Source organism: uncultured Thomasclavelia sp. (genome assembly GCF_944324745.1).
GTDB lineage: Bacteria > Bacillota_I > Bacilli_A > Erysipelotrichales > Coprobacillaceae > Thomasclavelia.
On sequence record NZ_CALUXO010000081.1, the window covers coordinates 66,336 to 86,213 of the forward strand.

The window sequence follows — 19,878 nt, forward strand, 5'->3', positions numbered from 1 at the left end:
GCTTTTTATTAGTATTTTATAGATAAAAGGAAAACCCGAGGTTTTCCTTTTAATTTGAATTTACAGTAAATGTTGTTGAACCTTCAACGCTATCATTACCATTAGATTCAGTAACTCTAACAGTATAAGTGGCACCAGGCGTTAGACTAAAATCACGTGAACCACTACCAGTGAAAGTAATTGGATCAAGTATCGATGAACCTGAAGAATTCAAGAACTCAATAGTAATAGTATTACTTGAATTTTGAGCATTGACACTAACTGAAATGGTAGTTCCCGTTATAGTAGCTCCATTTGAAACATTGCTGCCATTGCTGGTAATTGAATAACTAACATTATTTAATGGTTGGGTATTTACCGTTAAGGTTCGTTCTATTTGATTAGAAGTAACATCTAATTCCTGATATTTATAATATCCAACAACTCGTACATTACCAGTAGGCGTATAATTTAAAGTACCGGTGTTACTAGTTAAAGTCTGACTATGTACCAGCTGATTTGAAGCATCATAAACATCAGCTACATAAACTACTGTACCATACGTGGTTCCAGATGATGTATCATATGGTGCAAAGGTAACATCAATGGTACCACTACTATTAATTGAAGCTTCAAATGAGCTCAAATTATTAATAGTTGCTTCAGGGGCAGTTGTTTGTGGTCCCGTTCCGGTTTTAGCCCAGCAGGTAATGATGTTGCTATCAGGTGTACTAGAACTTGGACTTTGATATGGATAAACACCTTTAACGATTTGAATTTGTTCAACACCACTAGGTTGATCAGGATAAGATTTTTTATCAGAAGTGTTATCTTCTAAATATTCTAATAATTCACTGACGACTTTAGCAGGATAAGCTCGATAACGACTGGTATTTTTACCAGCATTTAATGCTTCAGCTTCAAATCCCATCCATACTGAACATGTATAATCTGGAGTATAAGCCGTCATCCATAAATCCTTACTAGCACCACTATTTGTATTTGAAGTACCAGTTTTAGCACCAACATTATTAATTCCTGATAAATAAGCATAGTTACCAGAACCACTAGCGGTATAGTCTAACATTGTCTCTCTAATCATAAAAGCAACGTTTTCATCAATACCACTTTGAGTTGCGGCATTTTGAATATCTTGATCTACATTTATCGTTTCATTAGTATCGGTTATTTCAATATAATTTACAGTATGAGATTCAATATAAACACCGTTATTAGCAACCGTAGCATAAGCACCAGCTAATTCCACTGGGCTGACACCTTCGCTCCAACCACCAATAGCATATGCTAATGAGATACCATTTTCCTTTTCATATGTCATATCAATTCCTACTGATTCCATATCATCGATTACAGCATCAGCACCAGCTTTATTTAAAACTTGTTCAAATGTTGCAACAGCAGGAATATTCCATGATTGTTCCAGTGCTTCTGTTATAGTAACTAAGCCATGGAAACTATTATCCCAGTTTTTAGGGGTATAAGTTTGTCCATTGTAACTAAAAGTAGTTTCTTTATCTTCAATTGAATGACCAGTGCACCAATCCAAATATTTATAAGCTAAACCATAGTCCAATAATGGTTTCATTGAAGAACCAGGTTGTCGTTTAACTGTGGCTTTATTCAAATCACCTGATTTATAGTTTCTACCACCAATTACGGCAACGATACGACCATTTTGAGTTGATTGGACGCTTCCGGCCATCTGCATTTCTTCATCAGTGTAATCATAAGTTTCACCATTGGCCATCTGAGTTGCCATTCGTTGTAAATCCTGATTACAGAAAGTGTAAATATTCATTTGTGTTTCAGCCGGATTCATTCCGGTTTTTTCAATTACTTCATCAGTTACCAAATCAACATAGGTAGCTAATGAACTATCTGAAGTAGTTTCGCTTTGAGAAAGCATATTTTCAACTTTAACTTGTTTAGCTAAGTCACATTCTTCTTGAGTAATATAGCCATGAGTAACCATTAAATTTAAAACAACATTTCGTCTTGAAGTAGCTCCTTCAAGATTATAATAAGGATCAAGGCGAGATGGTGAATTCAATGTCCCGGCTAATAGCGCTGCTTCTGGAAGCGTTAATTGAGAAACATCTTTATTAAAATAATATTTACTAGCAGCTGCAATTCCTATTGAGCTAGTAGAGCGACCAAAATAAATTTTATTTAAATAAAGAGTAATAATTTCTTCTTTACTAATTTCTTTAGTTGCTTGAATTGCTAGAATTACTTCACTTAATTTACGAGTATATGTTTGCTCTTCATCAGGGAAATAAGATTTTTTAATAACCTGTTGAGTAATGGTTGAACCACCACCAGTAATTCTAAAAGAGAATAAGTTAGTTATTAAAGTTTTAGCAATACGAGGTAAATCGAAACCATCATGTTCGAAAAACCGAGAATCTTCAGCAGAGACAACGGCATCGATTAATACTTGTGGCAAGTCTTCATAAGTGACGTTTTCACGTTTTCCGTTTTCATCACTTCCATAAGTATACATCAGTTCTCCATTAGCATCATATATTCTGCTGGCTTCTCCTGAAAGTAAACGATCCGCAGAAAAGTCTTCAGTTTCCTTATAAACTGACCAGGCAAAAAAGCAGCCCATTGCTAAACAGATGATTACTACAATAATCACTAGCGAGGCGAGTACTTTTTTCCAATTAAGTTTTAATTTTTTGGTTTTTTTGCTTTTAGTTTTGGTTAACGTCGGATTATCTGTCATTTTCAAGACCTCCTAAATAGTACTGATCAATAATCTTTAAATAATCTAATCGAGGGTTATAGCCACTTTCAATTAAATGTCCTTTTTCTTTAATTGTCTGATAGGACATAGATTTTCGATCAGAATGATAATATGCTTCAATAATGTAAGAAGCATCAATTAAGTATACCTCATTTATTTGAGTAAAAGCAATAATAATAAAGGCAATTCCTTGATGTTTAATTATACTTTCTAAATGTTCAATTTGATGGACATGGATATTAGTAAAAGGAAAATTCATTTTTTTGGTTTCTTTAGCTTCAAAATCTAAGTATCTCCCTTTATAAACTCCGTTATAGTCGGTTGTTGATGGTGTTTTAAAATAAGCCTCAACAATTCTAGCCGCCGATCTTTTGGGATAATCAACTTTAACAATTTGAATCGGGGTTGGCTTTTTATGAATATTAGCAATATCATTAATTAAATAATATTTATTGGTCATATTCAAATCTTCTTCAAGATTCATTCCCCGATGTCGTGTATTCAACTTACCATCAATTAATTTAGTTTGATGAACAGTTGTCTTTTTTAAATTTGGATAATTAATCATATTTTCTCCTTTTTATTACTTTCTTCAATATTATACCATATATCTTGGAAAATAGCATAACATCTTAGCAGATTATAAAACATTGTGAATTAAAGTCAAATGACAAAGAATATGTTAAAGAATATCTTAAATATTCATAAGATTCTTGAAAATCAAATGTTTTTTTGCTTCAATATAGTATATAATAACATAAAAGGAGTGATTGGTTTGGAAAGAAAAGTAGTACTTAGTCCAAAAAAAATAGTTGCTAAAGAATTTAAAGTAGACTTTAAGGGATATAATGCAGAAGAAGTAGATCATTTTTTAGATTTAGTTGTTAAAGATTATGAAACATTTGCAGCAATGTTAAATGCTTCATATGATCGAATTGATCAACTGGAAAAAAGAATTAGTGAACAAAAAATTCAGATAACTAAATTAGAAAGAGAAAAAGCGCTTCAAGATGATAATATTCATGCTATGGAAGAAAATCTTTCAACTAATGTTGATATTTTAAAACGATTATCATTATTAGAAAAAGCAGTATTTGGAAAAAAATAATATAATGACAAAGTAAAATTGTATCTGACAATTTTACTTTTTTATGAAATCTATTTTAATTAAGAAAATAAAACTTGTTTTATTAATAAAATTCTGTAAAATATAGATGACTCATAGAAAACGATTGCTGTAAATCAGAGGAAAGTCCAGGCTTCCACAAGCTGCGATGCTTGTAGTGTTTGTACGTAGCGAATCAATAAGTTACGGTAGCGTGAGCTAACGACAGGCCTAAGACCTAAACATTTAATGCAAGGTTGCTAAGCCATAAAGTGCCACAGAGACAATTCTAGTTGAAAAACTAGCTGAAAAGCGGTAAACTCTGCAAGGAAGAAACCCAAAATTTGGTAGGGGAATCATCTTGAAGGAAATGAACGGAAAGATGGATGCGTTAAGCATAGATAAATAATCGTTTGAAAAACAGAACTTGGCTTACAAAATGAGTCATTCAAGCTGATTATTCAGCTTTTTTTGTTTGTCTAAAGATTATTACTAGTTTATAATAAAAGAAAGAGGTATAAGAAAATGGACAGACATGATGAAACGAGATATATATTTGCCCAGGCAATCAAGGACTTAATTAAAGTTGTTCCCCTAGATAAAATTGCGGTGACCGACATCGTTACTCGTAGTGGGATGACCAGACAGACATTTTATCGCTATTTTAAGGATAAGTATGATTTAGTTAACTGGTATTTTGAAAAATTGGTACTCCAGTCATTTCGACAGATGGGAGATGGTTGTTCTCTACAAGAAGCTTTACAATTGAAATTTGCTTTTATTGAAAGTGAACATTCGTTTTTTAAAGAAGCATTTAAATCGAATGATTATAATAATTTAGTTAATTATGATTTTAATTGTATTTATGAGTTTTATAAGGATATTATCGAAAAAAATCTTAATCTTGAGGTTGATAGCGACTTAGATTTTTTATTAAAAATGTATTGTAAAGGTTCTATTGATATGACCGTGGATTGGGTATTAAATGATATGCCACTTACTATTGATAAGATTGTTAGTCTATTGATTGAAGCTTTGCCTAAGCGATTAGAACCCTTTATTTTAATTAAAGCAACAGATTAGTCTGTTGCTTTTTTATTCAATGATAGTTGCAATCTTTTAAAATTAGCGGTATATTATAAATGGTTTACAAGTAAACTAAAGGATGGTGTTATGCAAGTCAATATTGAAACGATTTTAAATCATTTTACACAGATCCGTAAATATTATGCCAGCGAAGTAAGAAAAAGATTAAATGATATCAATTTATCACCTAGTGAAATTTCAATTCTCATTTTGCTTTCTAGCAACCAGTCGATCAATACTAGTAGTCAACTGGTGGTTTTGCTGGGAATTTCTAAAGGCTTAGTTAGTCGTAGTATTGATAGCTTACAAAAAAAAGGATTATTAGAATGTCAACAAGACTTAAAAGATAGACGAGTTTTACAGCTTTTTTTAACAAAACAGGCTAGTTCAATTATTCAACGACTACAAAGTGAAATCAAAAAAATTAATAATGAGGTTTTAGGAGATATCCCAGAAGCGGATATTAAACAAATGGAAAAAACAATGTCAGAAATTGTTAGACACTTTAAAAATGTTGTAGATTAGGAGGAAGATTATGAAAATAAAAATGTCTGAAGAAGTAGATTTAGGTCATGAACCAGTCAAACATTTATTGTTTATCTTAGCTTTGCCAGCGATTACTTCCCAAGTTGTCAATGCTTTATATAATATGGTCGATCGGATGTATATCGGTCATATTCCTAATATCGGGGCAACAGCTTTAACAGGTGTTGGAGTATGTTTTCCATTGATCATGATTATTTCAGCTTTTGCTTATTTACTAGGAATGGGTGGGGCGCCACGAGCTAGTATTTATATGGGAAAAAAGGATAATCATACTGCTGAAAAGATTTTAGGCAATTGTTTTATGGCATTGATAGTAGTATCAATTATTTTAACGATAGTTGTTTTATGTTTCCAGCAACCATTACTATATTTGTTTGGTGCTAGTGATAATACGATTCAATATGCTATAGACTATATGAGTATTTATGCCATAGGAACAATATTTGTGCAATTAACATTAGGGTTAAATGCATTTATTTCGGCTCAGGGTTTTTCAAAAATTAGTATGCTTACTGTTATTATTGGAGCTGTAACGAATATCATCTTAGATCCAATTTTAATCTTTGGTTTTAATATGGGTGTTCAAGGGGCAGCAATAGCGACGGTATTATCTCAGGCCCTTAGTGCCTTTTGGGCAATCTGGTTTTTAACCAGCAATAATACAGTATTAAAAATAAAAAAAGAAAATTTAAAAATCAATTTTAAAATTTTAGCACCTTGTATTGCTCTAGGAGTAGCTCCTTTTATGATGCAGGCAACTGAAAGTGTTTTAGTATTATGCTTTAATTCTTCTTTATTAAAATATGGAGGCGATTTAGCTGTTGGGGCAATGACAATTCTTTCAAGTATTATGCAATTTGCCATGTTACCACTTCAAGGATTGACGCAGGGAGGACAGCCAATTATTAGTTATAATTATGGAGCTAAAAATTTTAGTCGTGTTAAACAGGGATTTAAATTACAGACTATTTCTTGCGTTACTTATTCAGCTATCTTATGGCTGTTGATCATGATCGTACCATCAATGTTCGTAGCTATATTTACTAGTGATCCGCAATTAATGGAAATTGCTGTTTGGGCTCTTAGAATTTATATGGCTACCGTAGTTCTAATGGGAATTCAAATTTCTTGTCAACAGACTTTTATTGCTTTTGGTAATTCTAAAAAGAGTGCTTTTCTTGCTATCTTTAGAAAGGTTTTAGTATTAATTCCTTTAATTTATATCTTGCCACTATTTATTTCAGATCAAGTATTTGCTATCTTTTTAGCTGAACCGATAGCTGATACTATTGCTGTCATTACAACAGCAACGATGTTTTATTTTGAATTTAAAAAGGTTGAAGCTGCAATGAAGGAATCGTAAGATTCCTTTTTTAATTGCGTTTTCAAAAAAATAAATAATTAAAACGGGATTTGTAAATGCTGTTTTAAAGTTCTTTTGATTGCTATAAGTATTTAACTAAATTAGCTAGAATAATTGTAGCAAGAGGAGGAATAGAACATGGAAGAAAAACTTAGCAGTGAAAAAATTTCTAGATTATTAAAAACCCTGGCCATTCCAGCTATTTGTGGGCAGATAATAACTTTAATTTATAATATGGTTGATCGAATGTATATTGGTCGGCTACCAGATGGAGCTATTGCCATGGCGGCAATTGGTTTATGCGTGCCGCTTACGACAATTATTAATGCTTTTAATGGTTTATTTGGTCGTGGCGGTTCACCGATTAGTTCCATTCGGCTCGGTGAAGGAAATCATCAAGAGGCGAATCAGATTTTGACGACCAGTTTTGTTTCATTGATTATAACCTCATTAGTAATCACGATTACCGTTTTGATTTTTCAAGATCCTATTTTATATATGTTTGGAGCCAATCAGGAAACCTTGCAATATGCCCGCGATTATTTATCAATTTATGTACTAGGAACTATTTTTGTGCAGTTAACTGTTGGTTTGAATTATTTCATCAATGCTCAAGGATTTACCAAATTTGGAATGATGACGGTGTTAATTGGGGCTTTATTGAATATTGTATTAGATCCTATCTTTATTTATGGATTAAATATGGGGGTTAAAGGGGCAGCTTTAGCAACAATTATTTCTCAGGCAGTATCATGTATCTGGTTGTTGTCGTTTTTATTTGGCAAGAAAACAATTTTAAAGATAAAAAAAGAATACTTGCTTCCTAAATGGAATATTTTAAAACAAATAATTATTTTGGGTTCTTCTCCATTTTTCATGTCTGTAAGTGAAGGACTGATTACAATTTGTTTTAATTTACAGTTACTTAAATTTGGAGGTAATTTAGCAGTCAGTGCCATGACAATAATGACCTCAATGTTCCAATTTATTTTATTGCCAATTGAAGGAGTCGCTCAAGGCAGTCAGCCAATTATTAGTTATAACTACGGTGCTAAAAATTATGGCCGGGTCCATCAGACAATTAAATTAGCCTTAAAAGTAACTTGTACTTATAGTATGATTGCCGCAATCATGATGGTTGTTTTTCCGCAACTATTCGTCGGAATCTTTACAAGTGATAGTGATTTGATGAATTTAGGTTGTCAAATGCTACGAGTTTATATTTTAGGCGGTTGTATCATGGGAATAAATTCTACTTGCCAACAAACATATAATTCTTTAAATGAAGGTAAAAAAAGCTTTTTCTTTGCTTTTTATCGAAAAATAATATTATTAATTCCTTTGATCTTTGTTTTGCCAGTTATTTTCCCATTTAAACTAATGGCAGTTGTTTTAGCTGAACCAATCAGTGATTTTGTTACAACAATAACTAATTATCTTTATTTCAAACACTTTATTAAAGGTAAGTTAGATGAATGTCAAATAGAATTAGTAACGAAACCAGTTAGTAATTAGACCTGCAATTGCAGGTTTTTTATTTTTGATGTGATTTTAATCAAAAGTAAAAATTTGTTATAATAGCAAATAGAGGTGGTTAGATGGTACTTAAAATAGCTATTTTAGATGATGATAAAATTGATAGCCAATATCTTTTTGATTATTTGACTAACTGGGCTTTAAAAAATGAAATGGTTATTAAAATTGATACTTATAATTCCAGCGAAAATTTTATCTTTCACTATGTTGATAATAAAGAATATGATTTATTGCTTTTAGATATTGAGATGAAACAGATAAATGGAATTGAACTGGCAAAAATGATTCGCAAAGATAACCATACTGTTCAAATAATATTTATTACCGGATACAGTGATTATCTTAGTGATGGATATGATGTAGAAGCGTTGCATTATTTGTTAAAACCAGTTGATGAAGCAAAATTAGATACTGTTTTAAAACGGGCTGTTGATAAAATAAACCAGGCCGGTCGTTGTTTATATCTTAAGGTACATGGTGAGATGTTACAAATACCCCTTTATGAAATTCGTTATATTGATGTAGTTTCTAACTACATTACCATTCATGGAACAAAAGATATTACAGTTAAAAAGACTTTAAAAGAAATTGAAACTATGCTTGATCATACTTTTTATAAAGCCGGTCGTTCTTTGATCGTTAATTTAAATGAAATTCGAAAAGTGACCAAAAAAGAAATCTATTTAGCTGATCAAACGATCTTGCCATTGCCACGAGGTGGCTATGACAAAATTAATCGAGCAATCATTAATAATTTATAAGGAGCATAAAATGATATTTATTTCTAAATTGATTGACAGACAAATAGCCGCCTACCAGCAAGAATTAATTCAGACTCATTATCAGGAAGTTGAAAATATGTATCAGCAAGTAAGGGGCTGGCGTCATGATTATCGCAATCATATTCAAGCCATGAAAGTATTATTGGCTCAAAATAATCTAGAAGGATTACAGGAATACTTAGATCAGTTAGATACAGATTTAAACACGGTTGATACTGTAATTAAAACCGGTAATTCCATGGCTGATGCCATATTAAATAGTAAGATATCTTTAGCTAAAGCAAAAAAGATCAATGTTCAAGTTACCGCTCACATTCCAGTGGAATTGAAAATGTCGGAAATTGATTTATGTTGTATTATTGGTAATTTATTTGATAATGCGATTGAAGCTAGTTTATTACTTCCTGAAGAGCAACGAATGATCCGGGTTTATATGGAAATGAAAAATACTCAACTATATATTTCTTTTACTAATTTTACGGCGGGAAAAAAATTAACGAAGATCAATAATCGTTTTACTACTACTAAAGGTGATGGCCACGGCTTGGGATTGATAAGAATTGATAATATTATTGAACGGCTTGATGGTTATTTAAGTCGTAATAGTGAAGATGGGGCTTTTACAACTGAAATATTAATTCCTCAAGTGTAAATTCATCACCAAAATAAAACAATTCATCCCCAAAATATTCGTGGGATGTCTTTTTATGTCATAATGAATTTGAGGTGATAAGCAATGTCAAAGATTAAAGATGATTTTATTTGTAATCTTAAATATATGTTTAATTTAGCAAAAAAGATCAATAAGACTGTGATTATTTTTTGTTTAGCTTTAGCTGGATTAATGACAATTAAAACTGTCATTGAATTAGTAATAACACCAGTTTTTTTACAACAATTAGAAATATCAGCACGATTGAAACAATTAATGATAATTATTGTATCAATGATAGTTTTATTATATGGAGTTAGTGGTGCGATTGCTTATTTAAAAACAAATACTTTATTTGGTCGGATTGCTATCAGGATGCATTTAATTCAGGCTATTGGTCGTAAAGTGGCAAATACGTCATATAGTAATTTATTAGACACTAAATTCATTAATTTGGAAAGTCAGGCATATCGTATTTGTTCTTGTAATTCCAGTAGTAGTGAAGCAATCTGGGAAACAATTACCAATACAATAAATAAATTTATTTGTTTATTAGTTTATTTATTCATTATTTCTTATTTAAATGTAAAAATGATTTTGATGGTTGTTATCACAGCTACTGTTAGTGAATTGGTGCATTTTAAAGTTAATCGCTGGCGTTATCATCAACGAGATCAGGAAGCTAAATTTCAAAAACAATTAGATTATTTAAAACAGATTACTACTAATCGTCAATATGGCAAAGATATTAGAATTTTTAAAATGACTGGCTGGCTTGATGAATTATGGCAGGGAGTCATCGATTTATATCAAGCTTTTATTACTAAATGTCAGTGCCGTTATCTGCTTTTTCATTTTGTTGATGTTTTAATGATCTTACTTAGAAATGGGATTGCTTATAGTTATTTGATTTATTTAGTAATTCACGGAAATATTACGGTATCGTTATTTTTATTGTATTTCAATGCTTTATCAGGATTTACCGAGATTATTGTTGGTTTATTTCAAGACTTAACGCTGTTACATCGACAATGTCTAGATATTGCAATGATTCAGGAACTATTAAATTGGCCAGAAACTTTTTTATTTGATGAAGGAAAAGAACTCGAAAAAGCTTCTGACTATGAAATTAAACTGGAAAATGTGAGTTATCGTTATCCCGAAGCTAAAGAAAATACGATCGATCATTTGAATTTAACGATTCATCCTGGTGAAAAATTAGCTATTGTCGGGTTAAATGGAGCTGGGAAAACGACATTAGTAAAACTGATCTGTGGTCTTTTAGATCCTAGCGAAGGTAGAGTTTTATTGAATGGACAAGATATTAAACAATTTAATCGCCAGCAATACTATCGGTTATTTTCAGCAGTTTTTCAGGATTGGTCTCTTTTAGAAGCTAGTGTTAGGGAAAATGTTGCTCAACAAGTTGAGCAAATTGATGATCAGCAAGTTTTAAAATGTTTGCAGGCAGCGGGTTTAAAAGAAAAAATTTTATCTTTGCCGCAACAACTAGATACAAAATTGGGACGTCTTATTTATGAAGACGGCATTGAACTATCTGGTGGTCAAATCCAACGATTAATGCTGGCTAGGGCCTTATATAAAAATGGTCCCATTGTTGTTTTAGATGAACCAACTGCAGCTTTGGATCCATTAGCTGAAAATGATATTTATTTAAAATATAGTCAAATAACTGATGGCCGGACTTCTTTATTTATTTCACATCGGCTAGCCTCAACCCAATTTTGCCATCGCATCATTTTATTAGAAAAAGGTCACATTATTGAAAGTGGGACCCATTTGGAATTATTAAGACAACAGGGAAAATATGCTTCGATGTTTAAGATTCAAAGTCAATATTATCAAGAAGGGGTGGAGACAATTGGAAAAGAATAAGCAATTAATGATTAATGGTTTTAAACTTAATTGGCGCGCCTGGAAAATTTTTTGGAAGATCAGACCGGCTTATTTTGTTGTCAGTGTTTTCTATGCTTTAATTACGACTTTGAAAACATATGTTTTAATCTATTTATCAGCCAGATTTATTTTTCAGCTAAGTAATCAGGCTTCAGTAAATACATTATATCGATTAGTAATAATTATTTTACTGGTGACGGCAATATTAGAAATCAGCAGTAATCTATTAGGTCGCTATCAAGAATATCAGGAAACTTTTATTAATTATGATGATAAAAAAATATATTTAGATAAGATGATGCAAATGGATTATAGTGATATTGACCGCCAATATGTTTATGATCTATATTCCCAAATTACCCAAAATGATAATTTAAGTGGTTATGGTTTTCGTAATAGTTATCAATTATTTAATCAACTAGTTATGACGATATTACAGATTATCGGGGGTTTTAGTTTATCAATTAGTTTATTTGTCATTAAAATTCCCAAAGTAGCAGTTGTAAATAATGATATGATTAATTTAATGTTAATTGGATCGATGCTTTTACTAGTAGTCATGTCAGCAGTTTGTGTAAATAAAAGTCAGCAATGCTGGGTCAATTATTCTAAAAAAATTCAATTTACTAATCGAATCTTTAGTTTTTATGCTTATATGTCGAATCAGCGGTTTCGCGCAATTGACGTGCGGATGTATCAACAACAGGAAAATGTAGCAGATATTTATTTAAGTCGTAAAAACTACATGACTGATGATTCACCGATTGTTAAGAATGCTAAAGGAAAGATGGGAATTTGGCTGGTAGTATCTGAAGGGTTTATTGCTTTGTTACGTTTGATCGTCTATTTTTATGTTGGCATCAAAGCATATTTAAAAGCTTTTGATTTAGGAATGGTAACCCAATATATTGGGGCAATTACTAAAATGTTTTCAGGAATTGCTGATCTTTTTACAATTATTAGCGACATTAGTGTTAATGGAGAGTTTTTAAAAACAACGTTTGAATTTATTGATATTGAAAATAAGATGTATCAGGGCTCTTTAACTACAGAAAAAAGAAGTGATCGTCAATATGAAATAGAATTTAAAAATGTTTCATTTAAATATCCAGGAACGAGTAACTGGGTCTTAAAAAATGTTAATTTAAAATTTCAAATTGGCAAGCGATTGGCAATTGTTGGAATGAATGGTAGTGGTAAAACAACTTTTATTAAATTATTGTGTCGTTTATATGATCCTGATGAAGGAGAAATTTTATTAAATGGCATCAATATCAAAAAATATCGCTACCAGGATTATATTGATATTTTTTCAATCGTATTTCAGGATTTTCAATTATTTGCTTTTCCCCTGGGCCAAAATGTAGCTGCTAATAAACAATATGATGAGATTAAAGTAACTGAGTCCCTAAATAAAGCAGGATTATCGATTAGTAATAAGCAGTTAATGAATCATCTAGATACTTATTTATATAAGGATTTAAATCAAGACGGGATTGAAATCTCTGGAGGCGAAGCTCAAAAGATTGCTATTGCTCGAGCTATTTATAAAGATGCTCCCTTTATGATCTTAGATGAACCAACCGCAGCTTTAGATCCAATTTCTGAAGCTGAAATTTATCAGCGCTTTGATGAAATAACTACTGATAAAACAACTATTTATATTAGTCATCGTCTTTCTTCATGTCATTTTTGTGATTTGATTGCCGTATTTGATCACGGTTCGATCGTTCAATTTGGTACTCATCATGAATTATTACAGGATGCTACTGGAATGTACTATCGATTATGGAAAGCCCAGGCACAATATTATACTTAATTAAATGAATTGACAAAGATAAATCTGGAGATTATATTAAATTTATAATTTGATTTTATACGAGGAGAAAAAAGATGTTTAGAAAAATGCGTCGGAAAAGACAAGAATTATCTTTTGAAAAGTGTCAGGAAATTTTAAATCGGGGGACATCGGGAACTTTAGCTTTATTAGGCGATGATAATTATCCATATGCCTTACCAATCAGTTATTATTATGAAGATAATAAATTATATTTTCATAGTGCTAAAAGTGGTCATAAAATCGATGCCATTAAAGCACATTGTAAAGCTTCATTTTGTGTTATCGATCAAGATGAAATTATTCCAAGTGAATATACTACTTATTTTCGAAGTGTAATTGCTTTTGGTCGAATTACGATTGTTGATGATGAAACAGAAAAATATCAGGCTATTGATAAATTAGCTTTAAAATATGCCCCAAATGATACTTTGGAAAATCGTAAAAAAGCAATTACTAGAGAATGGCAGCCACTTTGTATGTTGAAAATGGAAATTGACCATCTAACTGGAAAAGAAGCAATTGAATTAGTAAAAAAATAAGATTTAAATGGTCCTGTTTCTATCCGACAGGACTTTTTAATTAATTATTACTGTAATGATTTATAAATAGAATCAAAAATATGATAAAATTAATCAAAAGTATTATGAAAGTAAAAATAGGAGGTTTAGAATGAAAAAGTATATTTTAATGGATAGTGAATATTGTAGTATGGGACGCTGGATATCAGTAATTGTTGGTAATAAATTAAATATGAAATTATATGAAGGTAAAGATTTAGTAGCTTTATGTGATGAAAAATGGCTAACTGAAAAATATTTGCAAGAATTTGATGAAAAAATTGCCGATATGACTTTAAAAGAAGTTAAAGAAAATACTGAAATTCAAAAAGTTCATCAAGCTCTATCGAAAGCAATTTTAAAGGCAGTTGCTTTAGGACCGTGTATAATCCATGAACGGGCAGCAGCAGACGTATTAAAGAATCAAGCTGATTGTTTAAAAGTTCTTTTATATAATACCTCTATGGAACATCGAATTCCTCGAGCTTATGGCGATGGGACATATGATTTGAAAAATAAAACACCAGAACAAGTAATTGCTTTTATCAATCGTGAAGATCATAAGCGAAAAGTTTATCGAGATGCTGTATCGGTGGACTTATGGGGTGAAAAAGAAAGCTATGATCTTTGTTTAGATAGTGATATTCTTTCAAGAGAAAAGTGTGCTGAAATAATTATTGAAGCTAGTAAGGATTGTCGTTTAGATCTACAGGAATGCAGTAAGATTATTGAAGAAGCCTTTAGTTTAAAAAAGTAGTTTGAAGCATGATTGAGTACATTTTTGTTGTTTCGTGCTATGATTAAGGTAGTAATAGCAAAATATTAAAGGAAAAGGAGATCTAAAATGAAAATACTTATTATAGGTGGGGTAGCTGCTGGTGCTACAACTGCAACTAGACTAAGAAGATTAGATAAAGATGTTGAAATTGTTATTCTAGAAAAAGGGTATTACGTATCTTATGCTAACTGTGGATTGCCATATTATGTTTCTGGTGAAATAGCTAATAAGGCACAGTTATTATTAATGACACCACAATTATTCAAAGATCGTTTTGATATTGATGTTAGAGTAGGAAATGAAGCAATTGAAATAAATAGTGATGATAAACAAGTAACTGTGCTAGATCATCAAAAAAATCAAACATATCAAGAGACTTATGATAAATTAGTTATAGCTACTGGTTCATCACCAATTAAATTACCTATTAAAGGAATCGATAATCCTAATATTTATCAATTATGGACTTTTGATGATTTTGAGAAAATAAAAAATGAAGTAATTAATCAAGAAATTAAATCCGCCTGCATTATAGGAGGAGGCTTTGTAGGTGTGGAGACTGCTGAAAATTTACGTGAATTAAATGTCAGCGTTGATTTAATTGAAAAAGCTGATCAGATTTTAAATAATATTGATTTTGAAATGATTCAGCCAATTCAAAAAAAGCTGGTAGCTAAAGGCGTTAATTTATATTTAAATACTGAGTTACAGGAATTTGAAGACATAGATGATAAAATCAATGTTAAAACTGATAAAGGTAGTAAAGTTTATGATATGGTTATTTTATCTATCGGGGTCAAACCTAATAGCCAATTAGCTTTAAAAGCTAACATTAGCTGTAATTCACGTGGTGGTATTATTGTTGATGACAATTTTGAAACGAATATTAAAGATATTTATGCTATTGGTGATGTCATAGAAGTTTCTCATTTTATTACTAATGAAAAAACAATGATTCCATTAGCAGGACCAGCTAATAAACAGGGTAGAATCTTGGCAGATATACTAATGGGTAAAAAAGAAACTTATTTAGGATCGTTAGGTAGCAGTATTATTAAAGTTTTTGATATGGCTGCTGCTAGTACTGGTTTAAATGAAAAACAATTGAATCAAAAGGGAATGTTGCGTCATCAAGATTATGAAGCTATTATTATTGAACAAAATAGTCATGCCGGGTATTATCCAAATGCCACTAAATTAACATTAAAGATTATTTATAATAAGAAAAATGATGAAATCTTAGGTGCTCAGGTAGTTGGATACGAAGGAGTCGATAAAAGAATAGACATAATTGCCACAGCAATCAATTATCATGGGAAAGTAACAGATTTACAAGATATTCACGTTGCCTATGCTCCACCATTTGCTTCAGCTAAAGATCCAATCAATATGCTAGGATATGTGGGGGCTAATGTAGATGATGGAATCGTAAAATTTATGTTGCCTGATGAATATCAACAAGTAAAAGACGAAGTCATAACATTAGATGTTCGCGAGGACATGGAACGAGCAGTAAATAAAATAGAAGGTTCTTATCATATTCCATATGGTCAACTAACTAAACGTTATCAAGAATTAGATGCCAATAAAACAATTGTTGTCTATTGTGCTATGGGAGTAAGAGCTTATAATTGTGCTCGAATTTTAATGAATCGTGGTTTTGAAAAAGTATATGTCTTAAGTGGTGGTTTAGGTTTTTATCTAGATTACTGTTTTAATCAGAAATTAAAAGATGTCAGTTTATAAATAATGAGGGGAACAGCTATTTTGTTCCTCCTTTATTAGTGATAAAATATCTAAATAAAGAGTAGTTAATTGTTGATGCGGAAATTATTAATGGTATTTAACGGGGGTGAAAAAAATGAGATTAATTAAACTAACACTGGCAGTTATCTTCTTATTACTAGCAACAATTTTTACATTAGCTACATTTATAGGACTTACTGCTATCATCGGGCTTATTGAAGGTGGTGATATGATATGGGCATTAAAGGAAATGATTTTTTTATTGGCGGCTATAATATTTATTATTGTTGGTTTTGATCTTTTAAAATCTGGTTTAGGAGTAGATAGGATTGAGACAACTGAGCTGATTGCAATGATTCGTAATTACATAAAAAAAGCTAATGATCATCGTACTAATATACCTTCAAGTGATAATTCTAAATATGATAAGGCCATGGAACAAGAGATAAAAGGTGGTGCGGCAAAAGCTAAAAAGTGATGATAATAGTGTTTTCATTATTATCATTTTTTTATGATAATCTTGGATGAATTGATAAAAAAAGAGAAGTGGGTGATGCTTCTCTATAAAGCAGTAAAATATAAAAGAAAGTTATTACTGTTTGGTTTGAATATATAATTTAGTAAATTAATATAGATGTTTTCCAAATTCATAAACTTTTTGAAGATGATCAGTTTGATCAATTTGAGGTTTGCCATTAGTATCGCCACATCCTCCAGCCAGATATTTTCCTAGATCATTAAATCCAATATAATTAATCAATGTAAATTCATAATAAGATATGGCCTGATTAAAAGTCCAAAAATAATTATCGGCCGATGTCATCAATAACACACAATCTTTTTGAGGATATTTTTCATAGCGCCCTAATGGTGGATTATCATCGTATTCAGCTAGACAGTAAAAACGTTCTATCACTGCTTTGATTTTTGAAGAAATTGTCCAAAAATATAATGGTGAAGCCAAAACGATACAATCAGCAGTTTTGATTTTTTGGGCTAATTCATTAAAATTGTCTTTTTGAATGCAGGGCTTATTAAAACGACAGGCATTACAACCCAAGCAGCCATTAATTTTATTTTTATTTAATGTAAATAATTCGACAGTATTTCCAGCATCTTTTAGACCGGCGCTAAAACTTTTTACTAGATGATAAGTATTGCCATTAGCTCTGCCACCACCTAAGATAATCAAAATTTTTTTCATGTTTTCTCCTTTCTTTGATATTATTATTTCCTAGCTAAAATTATATCGGAAATCATAGCAAAAAATAATACTCTTTTAATAATCTATTTATTGAATTATAGTTAATTATTTTAAAATTGCAGGCAGATTATTTAAACTAAAGTTAAAAAATTGATAAACAATCTTTATCTTTAGTAAACTACAATGTGGAAAATATTACAATAAATAGTAGATAATTATTGCATACAGTTATAAACTGTTATCTATTGTTAGTAGATATGGAAGGCTTAAATACTAGTAGTATAGATCAGGTTATCAAGGTACCTGGGGAGGAACGATGATGAAAGGATTATTTTTTAAAGATTATTTATTAATAAAAAAGTACAAGTATTATTTTTTATCTGGTCTAATTTTAGTGATTGTTTCAAATATCGTTGATTGGGGATGGCAGGAAATTTTTTCAGCAGACTTTTTAGTTTTAATGATATTATTAATTATCTGTAATACAATTACTGATGATGAAAATGTTTGTCCTTTTTTGTTTAGTATGCCAATTTCTAGAAAGATGTATGTAATAGAAAAATATTGTTTGGGATTGATCATGATAATGTTTTCATCATTAGTATTATTCATTTTTAATTGTCTGATAAATTATATTAATAATACTTTACCTTTTTCAACATTAATAGTAGATGCTGCTATTGATTTTTTGATCATTATCTTTGTTTTAGTAATGGGTTTTCTTTTTTTATTAGCTAGAAATCAAAGAAATGAGCGAATTTTAGTAATTAGTTTAATTGCTTTGGTGATTGCCATTGGATTATTGATAGTGCAGACAGTTTCAATTATTATTTTAATATGATAACTTATCTAAATAGTTTATCTGTTTTAAATATTTTGGGAATTTGAGGCTGTTGGGTGATTTTATTAATTGGATCGATGATAATCAGCATAGTTATTGTTAATAATCGGGAGTTTTAAATAAGGCTTTAGTTAAAATGATGTTATTTATGAACATCATTTTTTATATAAGAGTAACTATTGCTTAAAATATGAAAATTTATTACATTATTATTAGAACAAATAAAGTGAGGAATTATTAATGAATGATAAAGAATATCGGTTAATTGCATTAGATATGGATGGAACCCTATTAAATAGTCAAAAACAAATATCTTTGAAAAATATCCAAATGATCAAACGGGCGATTAATTTAGGTAAAATAGTTATTTTTAATACTGGCAGATGTCCAGCTGAATTAAATGAATATTTTGCTGATCTTGAGGAAATTCAATATCTTAATTGTGTTAGTGGGGCGCTGGTTTATGATCGTAAAAATCAAAAAAATATTTTTAATCAATTTTTACCAATTCAAACAGTTAAGGAATTAATTGAAATTGGTATGCAGGAAGATAGTATGATTCATTTGTTAACTGAACAATCAATTGTTCAAAAAGATAAAATAATGATGATGAATAAATATCATATGGCCATTTATCAAAAGATGTATCAGCAAGTTACTACTCCAATGGAAAATTTACAAGAAGAATACAATGCTGATCCTTTTGAAGTTGCAAAGTTGAATATTTATCATATCGATAGTCAAGCTCGCCAAAGAACAAGACAGCGTATATTAGCTAAGCAATTAGCAGTAGAAATGGTTAATACAGAAAACACGTCATTAGAAATATCGACCAAAGGAATTGATAAGGGAATTGGTTTAGAAAAACTTTGTCAATATTTAAATATTCCGATGTCAAAAGTAATAGTTGTAGGTGATGGAGATAACGATATTGGGGCTATTAAAAAAGCTGGATTAAAAATTGCCATGGGTAATGCTAATGATACGATCAAGCAATTGGCTGATGTTATTGTGGCAGATAATGATCATGATGGTTGTGCTATGGCTATTGAAAAATATATTTTGACCTAAAAGACTCTATTTTAAAAATGGAGTCTTTTTTAGTAGCAAAAATGGTAATTAAAGTTGCTGGTGATGATTTTAAATTTATATTATAGTTTTTATCAGGAGGATCTG

At 30.6% G+C, this 19,878-nt stretch carries 18 protein-coding genes and 1 other RNA gene; 16 read left to right on the forward strand and 3 right to left on the reverse strand.

Features of this window, described 5'->3' with window-relative positions:
- Window positions 1-49: 49 nt before the first annotated feature.
- Window positions 50-2,728 carry a transglycosylase domain-containing protein gene (locus Q0K54_RS11425; protein ID WP_294581400.1) on the reverse strand — a complete coding sequence of 893 codons (2,679 nt, stop codon included), beginning with the start codon at window positions 2,726-2,728 and terminating at the stop codon, window positions 50-52.
- Window positions 2,718-3,317 (reverse strand): Holliday junction resolvase RecU, encoded by a 600-nt coding sequence (recU, locus tag Q0K54_RS11430; RefSeq protein ID WP_294581401.1) that lies wholly within the window; start codon window positions 3,315-3,317, stop codon window positions 2,718-2,720. The genes Q0K54_RS11425 and recU overlap by 11 nt, the downstream gene beginning before the upstream one ends.
- A 207-nt stretch (window positions 3,318-3,524) precedes the next feature.
- Here recU and gpsB point away from each other — a divergent pair, with 207 nt between their 5' ends.
- The 14 genes from gpsB to Q0K54_RS11500 all read left to right on the forward strand — a co-directional run bounded on the left by gpsB (window position 3,525) and on the right by Q0K54_RS11500 (window position 17,135).
- Entirely contained in the window at window positions 3,525-3,857 is a 333-nt protein-coding gene (gpsB, locus tag Q0K54_RS11435) for a cell division regulator GpsB (protein ID WP_294581403.1), read from the forward strand.
- A 113-nt stretch (window positions 3,858-3,970) separates the two neighbouring features.
- Window positions 3,971-4,290: RNase P RNA component class B (gene rnpB / locus Q0K54_RS11440), an RNA gene on the forward strand.
- Window positions 4,291-4,379: 89 nt separating this feature from the next.
- Window positions 4,380-4,937: a TetR/AcrR family transcriptional regulator C-terminal domain-containing protein gene (locus Q0K54_RS11445; RefSeq protein WP_294581405.1), complete on the forward strand. Its 558-nt coding sequence runs from the start codon at window positions 4,380-4,382 to the stop codon at window positions 4,935-4,937.
- A 90-nt stretch (window positions 4,938-5,027) separates the two neighbouring features.
- Window positions 5,028-5,465, forward strand: coding sequence for a MarR family winged helix-turn-helix transcriptional regulator (locus Q0K54_RS11450; protein ID WP_294581406.1), 438 nt, complete (start codon window positions 5,028-5,030; stop codon window positions 5,463-5,465).
- A gap of 16 nt (window positions 5,466-5,481) precedes the next feature.
- Window positions 5,482-6,849 carry an MATE family efflux transporter gene (locus Q0K54_RS11455; protein ID WP_294581435.1) on the forward strand — a complete coding sequence of 456 codons (1,368 nt, stop codon included), beginning with the start codon at window positions 5,482-5,484 and terminating at the stop codon, window positions 6,847-6,849.
- Window positions 6,850-6,987: 138 nt separating this feature from the next.
- Window positions 6,988-8,364, forward strand: coding sequence for an MATE family efflux transporter (locus Q0K54_RS11460; RefSeq protein WP_294581408.1), 1,377 nt, complete (start codon window positions 6,988-6,990; stop codon window positions 8,362-8,364).
- An 83-nt stretch (window positions 8,365-8,447) separates the two neighbouring features.
- Window positions 8,448-9,146 (forward strand): LytTR family DNA-binding domain-containing protein, encoded by a 699-nt coding sequence (locus Q0K54_RS11465; protein ID WP_294581409.1) that lies wholly within the window; start codon window positions 8,448-8,450, stop codon window positions 9,144-9,146.
- Window positions 9,109-9,819: a sensor histidine kinase gene (locus Q0K54_RS11470; protein WP_294581411.1), complete on the forward strand. Its 711-nt coding sequence runs from the start codon at window positions 9,109-9,111 to the stop codon at window positions 9,817-9,819. Before Q0K54_RS11465 ends, Q0K54_RS11470 begins: the two co-directional genes overlap by 38 nt.
- An 84-nt stretch (window positions 9,820-9,903) precedes the next feature.
- Complete coding sequence (locus Q0K54_RS11475) at window positions 9,904-11,715, forward strand: ABC transporter ATP-binding protein (RefSeq protein ID WP_294581413.1); 1,812 nt, start codon at window positions 9,904-9,906, stop codon at window positions 11,713-11,715.
- Window positions 11,702-13,555, forward strand: coding sequence for an ABC transporter ATP-binding protein (locus tag Q0K54_RS11480; RefSeq protein ID WP_294581414.1), 1,854 nt, complete (start codon window positions 11,702-11,704; stop codon window positions 13,553-13,555). The genes Q0K54_RS11475 and Q0K54_RS11480 overlap by 14 nt, the downstream gene beginning before the upstream one ends.
- A 74-nt stretch (window positions 13,556-13,629) precedes the next feature.
- A complete protein-coding gene (locus Q0K54_RS11485) occupies window positions 13,630-14,115 on the forward strand; it encodes a pyridoxamine 5'-phosphate oxidase family protein (RefSeq protein ID WP_294581416.1) in 486 nt (161 codons plus the stop codon).
- Window positions 14,116-14,245: 130 nt separating this feature from the next.
- Window positions 14,246-14,890, forward strand: a complete 645-nt coding sequence (locus Q0K54_RS11490) for an AAA family ATPase (RefSeq protein ID WP_294581418.1) — start codon at window positions 14,246-14,248, stop codon at window positions 14,888-14,890.
- Window positions 14,891-14,977: 87 nt separating this feature from the next.
- Window positions 14,978-16,657, forward strand: a complete 1,680-nt coding sequence (locus Q0K54_RS11495) for an FAD-dependent oxidoreductase (RefSeq protein WP_294581420.1) — start codon at window positions 14,978-14,980, stop codon at window positions 16,655-16,657.
- Between the two features lie 115 nt (window positions 16,658-16,772).
- Window positions 16,773-17,135, forward strand: coding sequence for a hypothetical protein (locus Q0K54_RS11500; RefSeq protein ID WP_294581421.1), 363 nt, complete (start codon window positions 16,773-16,775; stop codon window positions 17,133-17,135).
- A gap of 147 nt (window positions 17,136-17,282) precedes the next feature.
- Here Q0K54_RS11500 and Q0K54_RS11505 read toward each other — a convergent pair whose 3' ends face one another.
- On the reverse strand, window positions 17,283-17,861 hold the full coding sequence (locus Q0K54_RS11505; protein WP_294581422.1) for a flavodoxin family protein: 579 nt from the start codon (window positions 17,859-17,861) through the stop codon (window positions 17,283-17,285).
- Between the two features lie 319 nt (window positions 17,862-18,180).
- Between Q0K54_RS11505 and Q0K54_RS11510 the strand changes: the two genes are divergently transcribed.
- Together Q0K54_RS11510 and Q0K54_RS11515 are read left to right on the forward strand one after the other, a co-directional pair.
- Window positions 18,181-18,702 carry an ABC-2 transporter permease gene (locus Q0K54_RS11510; protein ID WP_294581423.1) on the forward strand — a complete coding sequence of 174 codons (522 nt, stop codon included), beginning with the start codon at window positions 18,181-18,183 and terminating at the stop codon, window positions 18,700-18,702.
- 240 nt (window positions 18,703-18,942) lie between these two features.
- Window positions 18,943-19,773: a Cof-type HAD-IIB family hydrolase gene (locus tag Q0K54_RS11515; protein ID WP_294581424.1), complete on the forward strand. Its 831-nt coding sequence runs from the start codon at window positions 18,943-18,945 to the stop codon at window positions 19,771-19,773.
- Window positions 19,774-19,878: the final 105 nt, after the last annotated feature.

Coding starts and splice junctions, on each gene's coding strand:
- Q0K54_RS11425 (WP_294581400.1), bottom strand. CDS start 2,728: ATGACAGATAATCCGACGTTAACCAAAACTAAAAGCAAAAAAACCAAA.
- recU (WP_294581401.1), bottom strand. CDS start 3,317: ATGATTAATTATCCAAATTTAAAAAAGACAACTGTTCATCAAACTAAA.
- Q0K54_RS11445 (WP_294581405.1), top strand. CDS start 4,380: ATGGACAGACATGATGAAACGAGATATATATTTGCCCAGGCAATCAAG.
- Q0K54_RS11450 (WP_294581406.1), top strand. CDS start 5,028: ATGCAAGTCAATATTGAAACGATTTTAAATCATTTTACACAGATCCGT.
- Q0K54_RS11460 (WP_294581408.1), top strand. CDS start 6,988: ATGGAAGAAAAACTTAGCAGTGAAAAAATTTCTAGATTATTAAAAACC.
- Q0K54_RS11465 (WP_294581409.1), top strand. CDS start 8,448: ATGGTACTTAAAATAGCTATTTTAGATGATGATAAAATTGATAGCCAA.
- Q0K54_RS11470 (WP_294581411.1), top strand. CDS start 9,109: ATGACAAAATTAATCGAGCAATCATTAATAATTTATAAGGAGCATAAA.
- Q0K54_RS11475 (WP_294581413.1), top strand. CDS start 9,904: ATGTCAAAGATTAAAGATGATTTTATTTGTAATCTTAAATATATGTTT.
- Q0K54_RS11485 (WP_294581416.1), top strand. CDS start 13,630: ATGTTTAGAAAAATGCGTCGGAAAAGACAAGAATTATCTTTTGAAAAG.
- Q0K54_RS11490 (WP_294581418.1), top strand. CDS start 14,246: ATGAAAAAGTATATTTTAATGGATAGTGAATATTGTAGTATGGGACGC.
- Q0K54_RS11495 (WP_294581420.1), top strand. CDS start 14,978: ATGAAAATACTTATTATAGGTGGGGTAGCTGCTGGTGCTACAACTGCA.
- Q0K54_RS11500 (WP_294581421.1), top strand. CDS start 16,773: ATGAGATTAATTAAACTAACACTGGCAGTTATCTTCTTATTACTAGCA.
- Q0K54_RS11505 (WP_294581422.1), bottom strand. CDS start 17,861: ATGAAAAAAATTTTGATTATCTTAGGTGGTGGCAGAGCTAATGGCAAT.
- Q0K54_RS11510 (WP_294581423.1), top strand. CDS start 18,181: ATGAAAGGATTATTTTTTAAAGATTATTTATTAATAAAAAAGTACAAG.
- Q0K54_RS11515 (WP_294581424.1), top strand. CDS start 18,943: ATGAATGATAAAGAATATCGGTTAATTGCATTAGATATGGATGGAACC.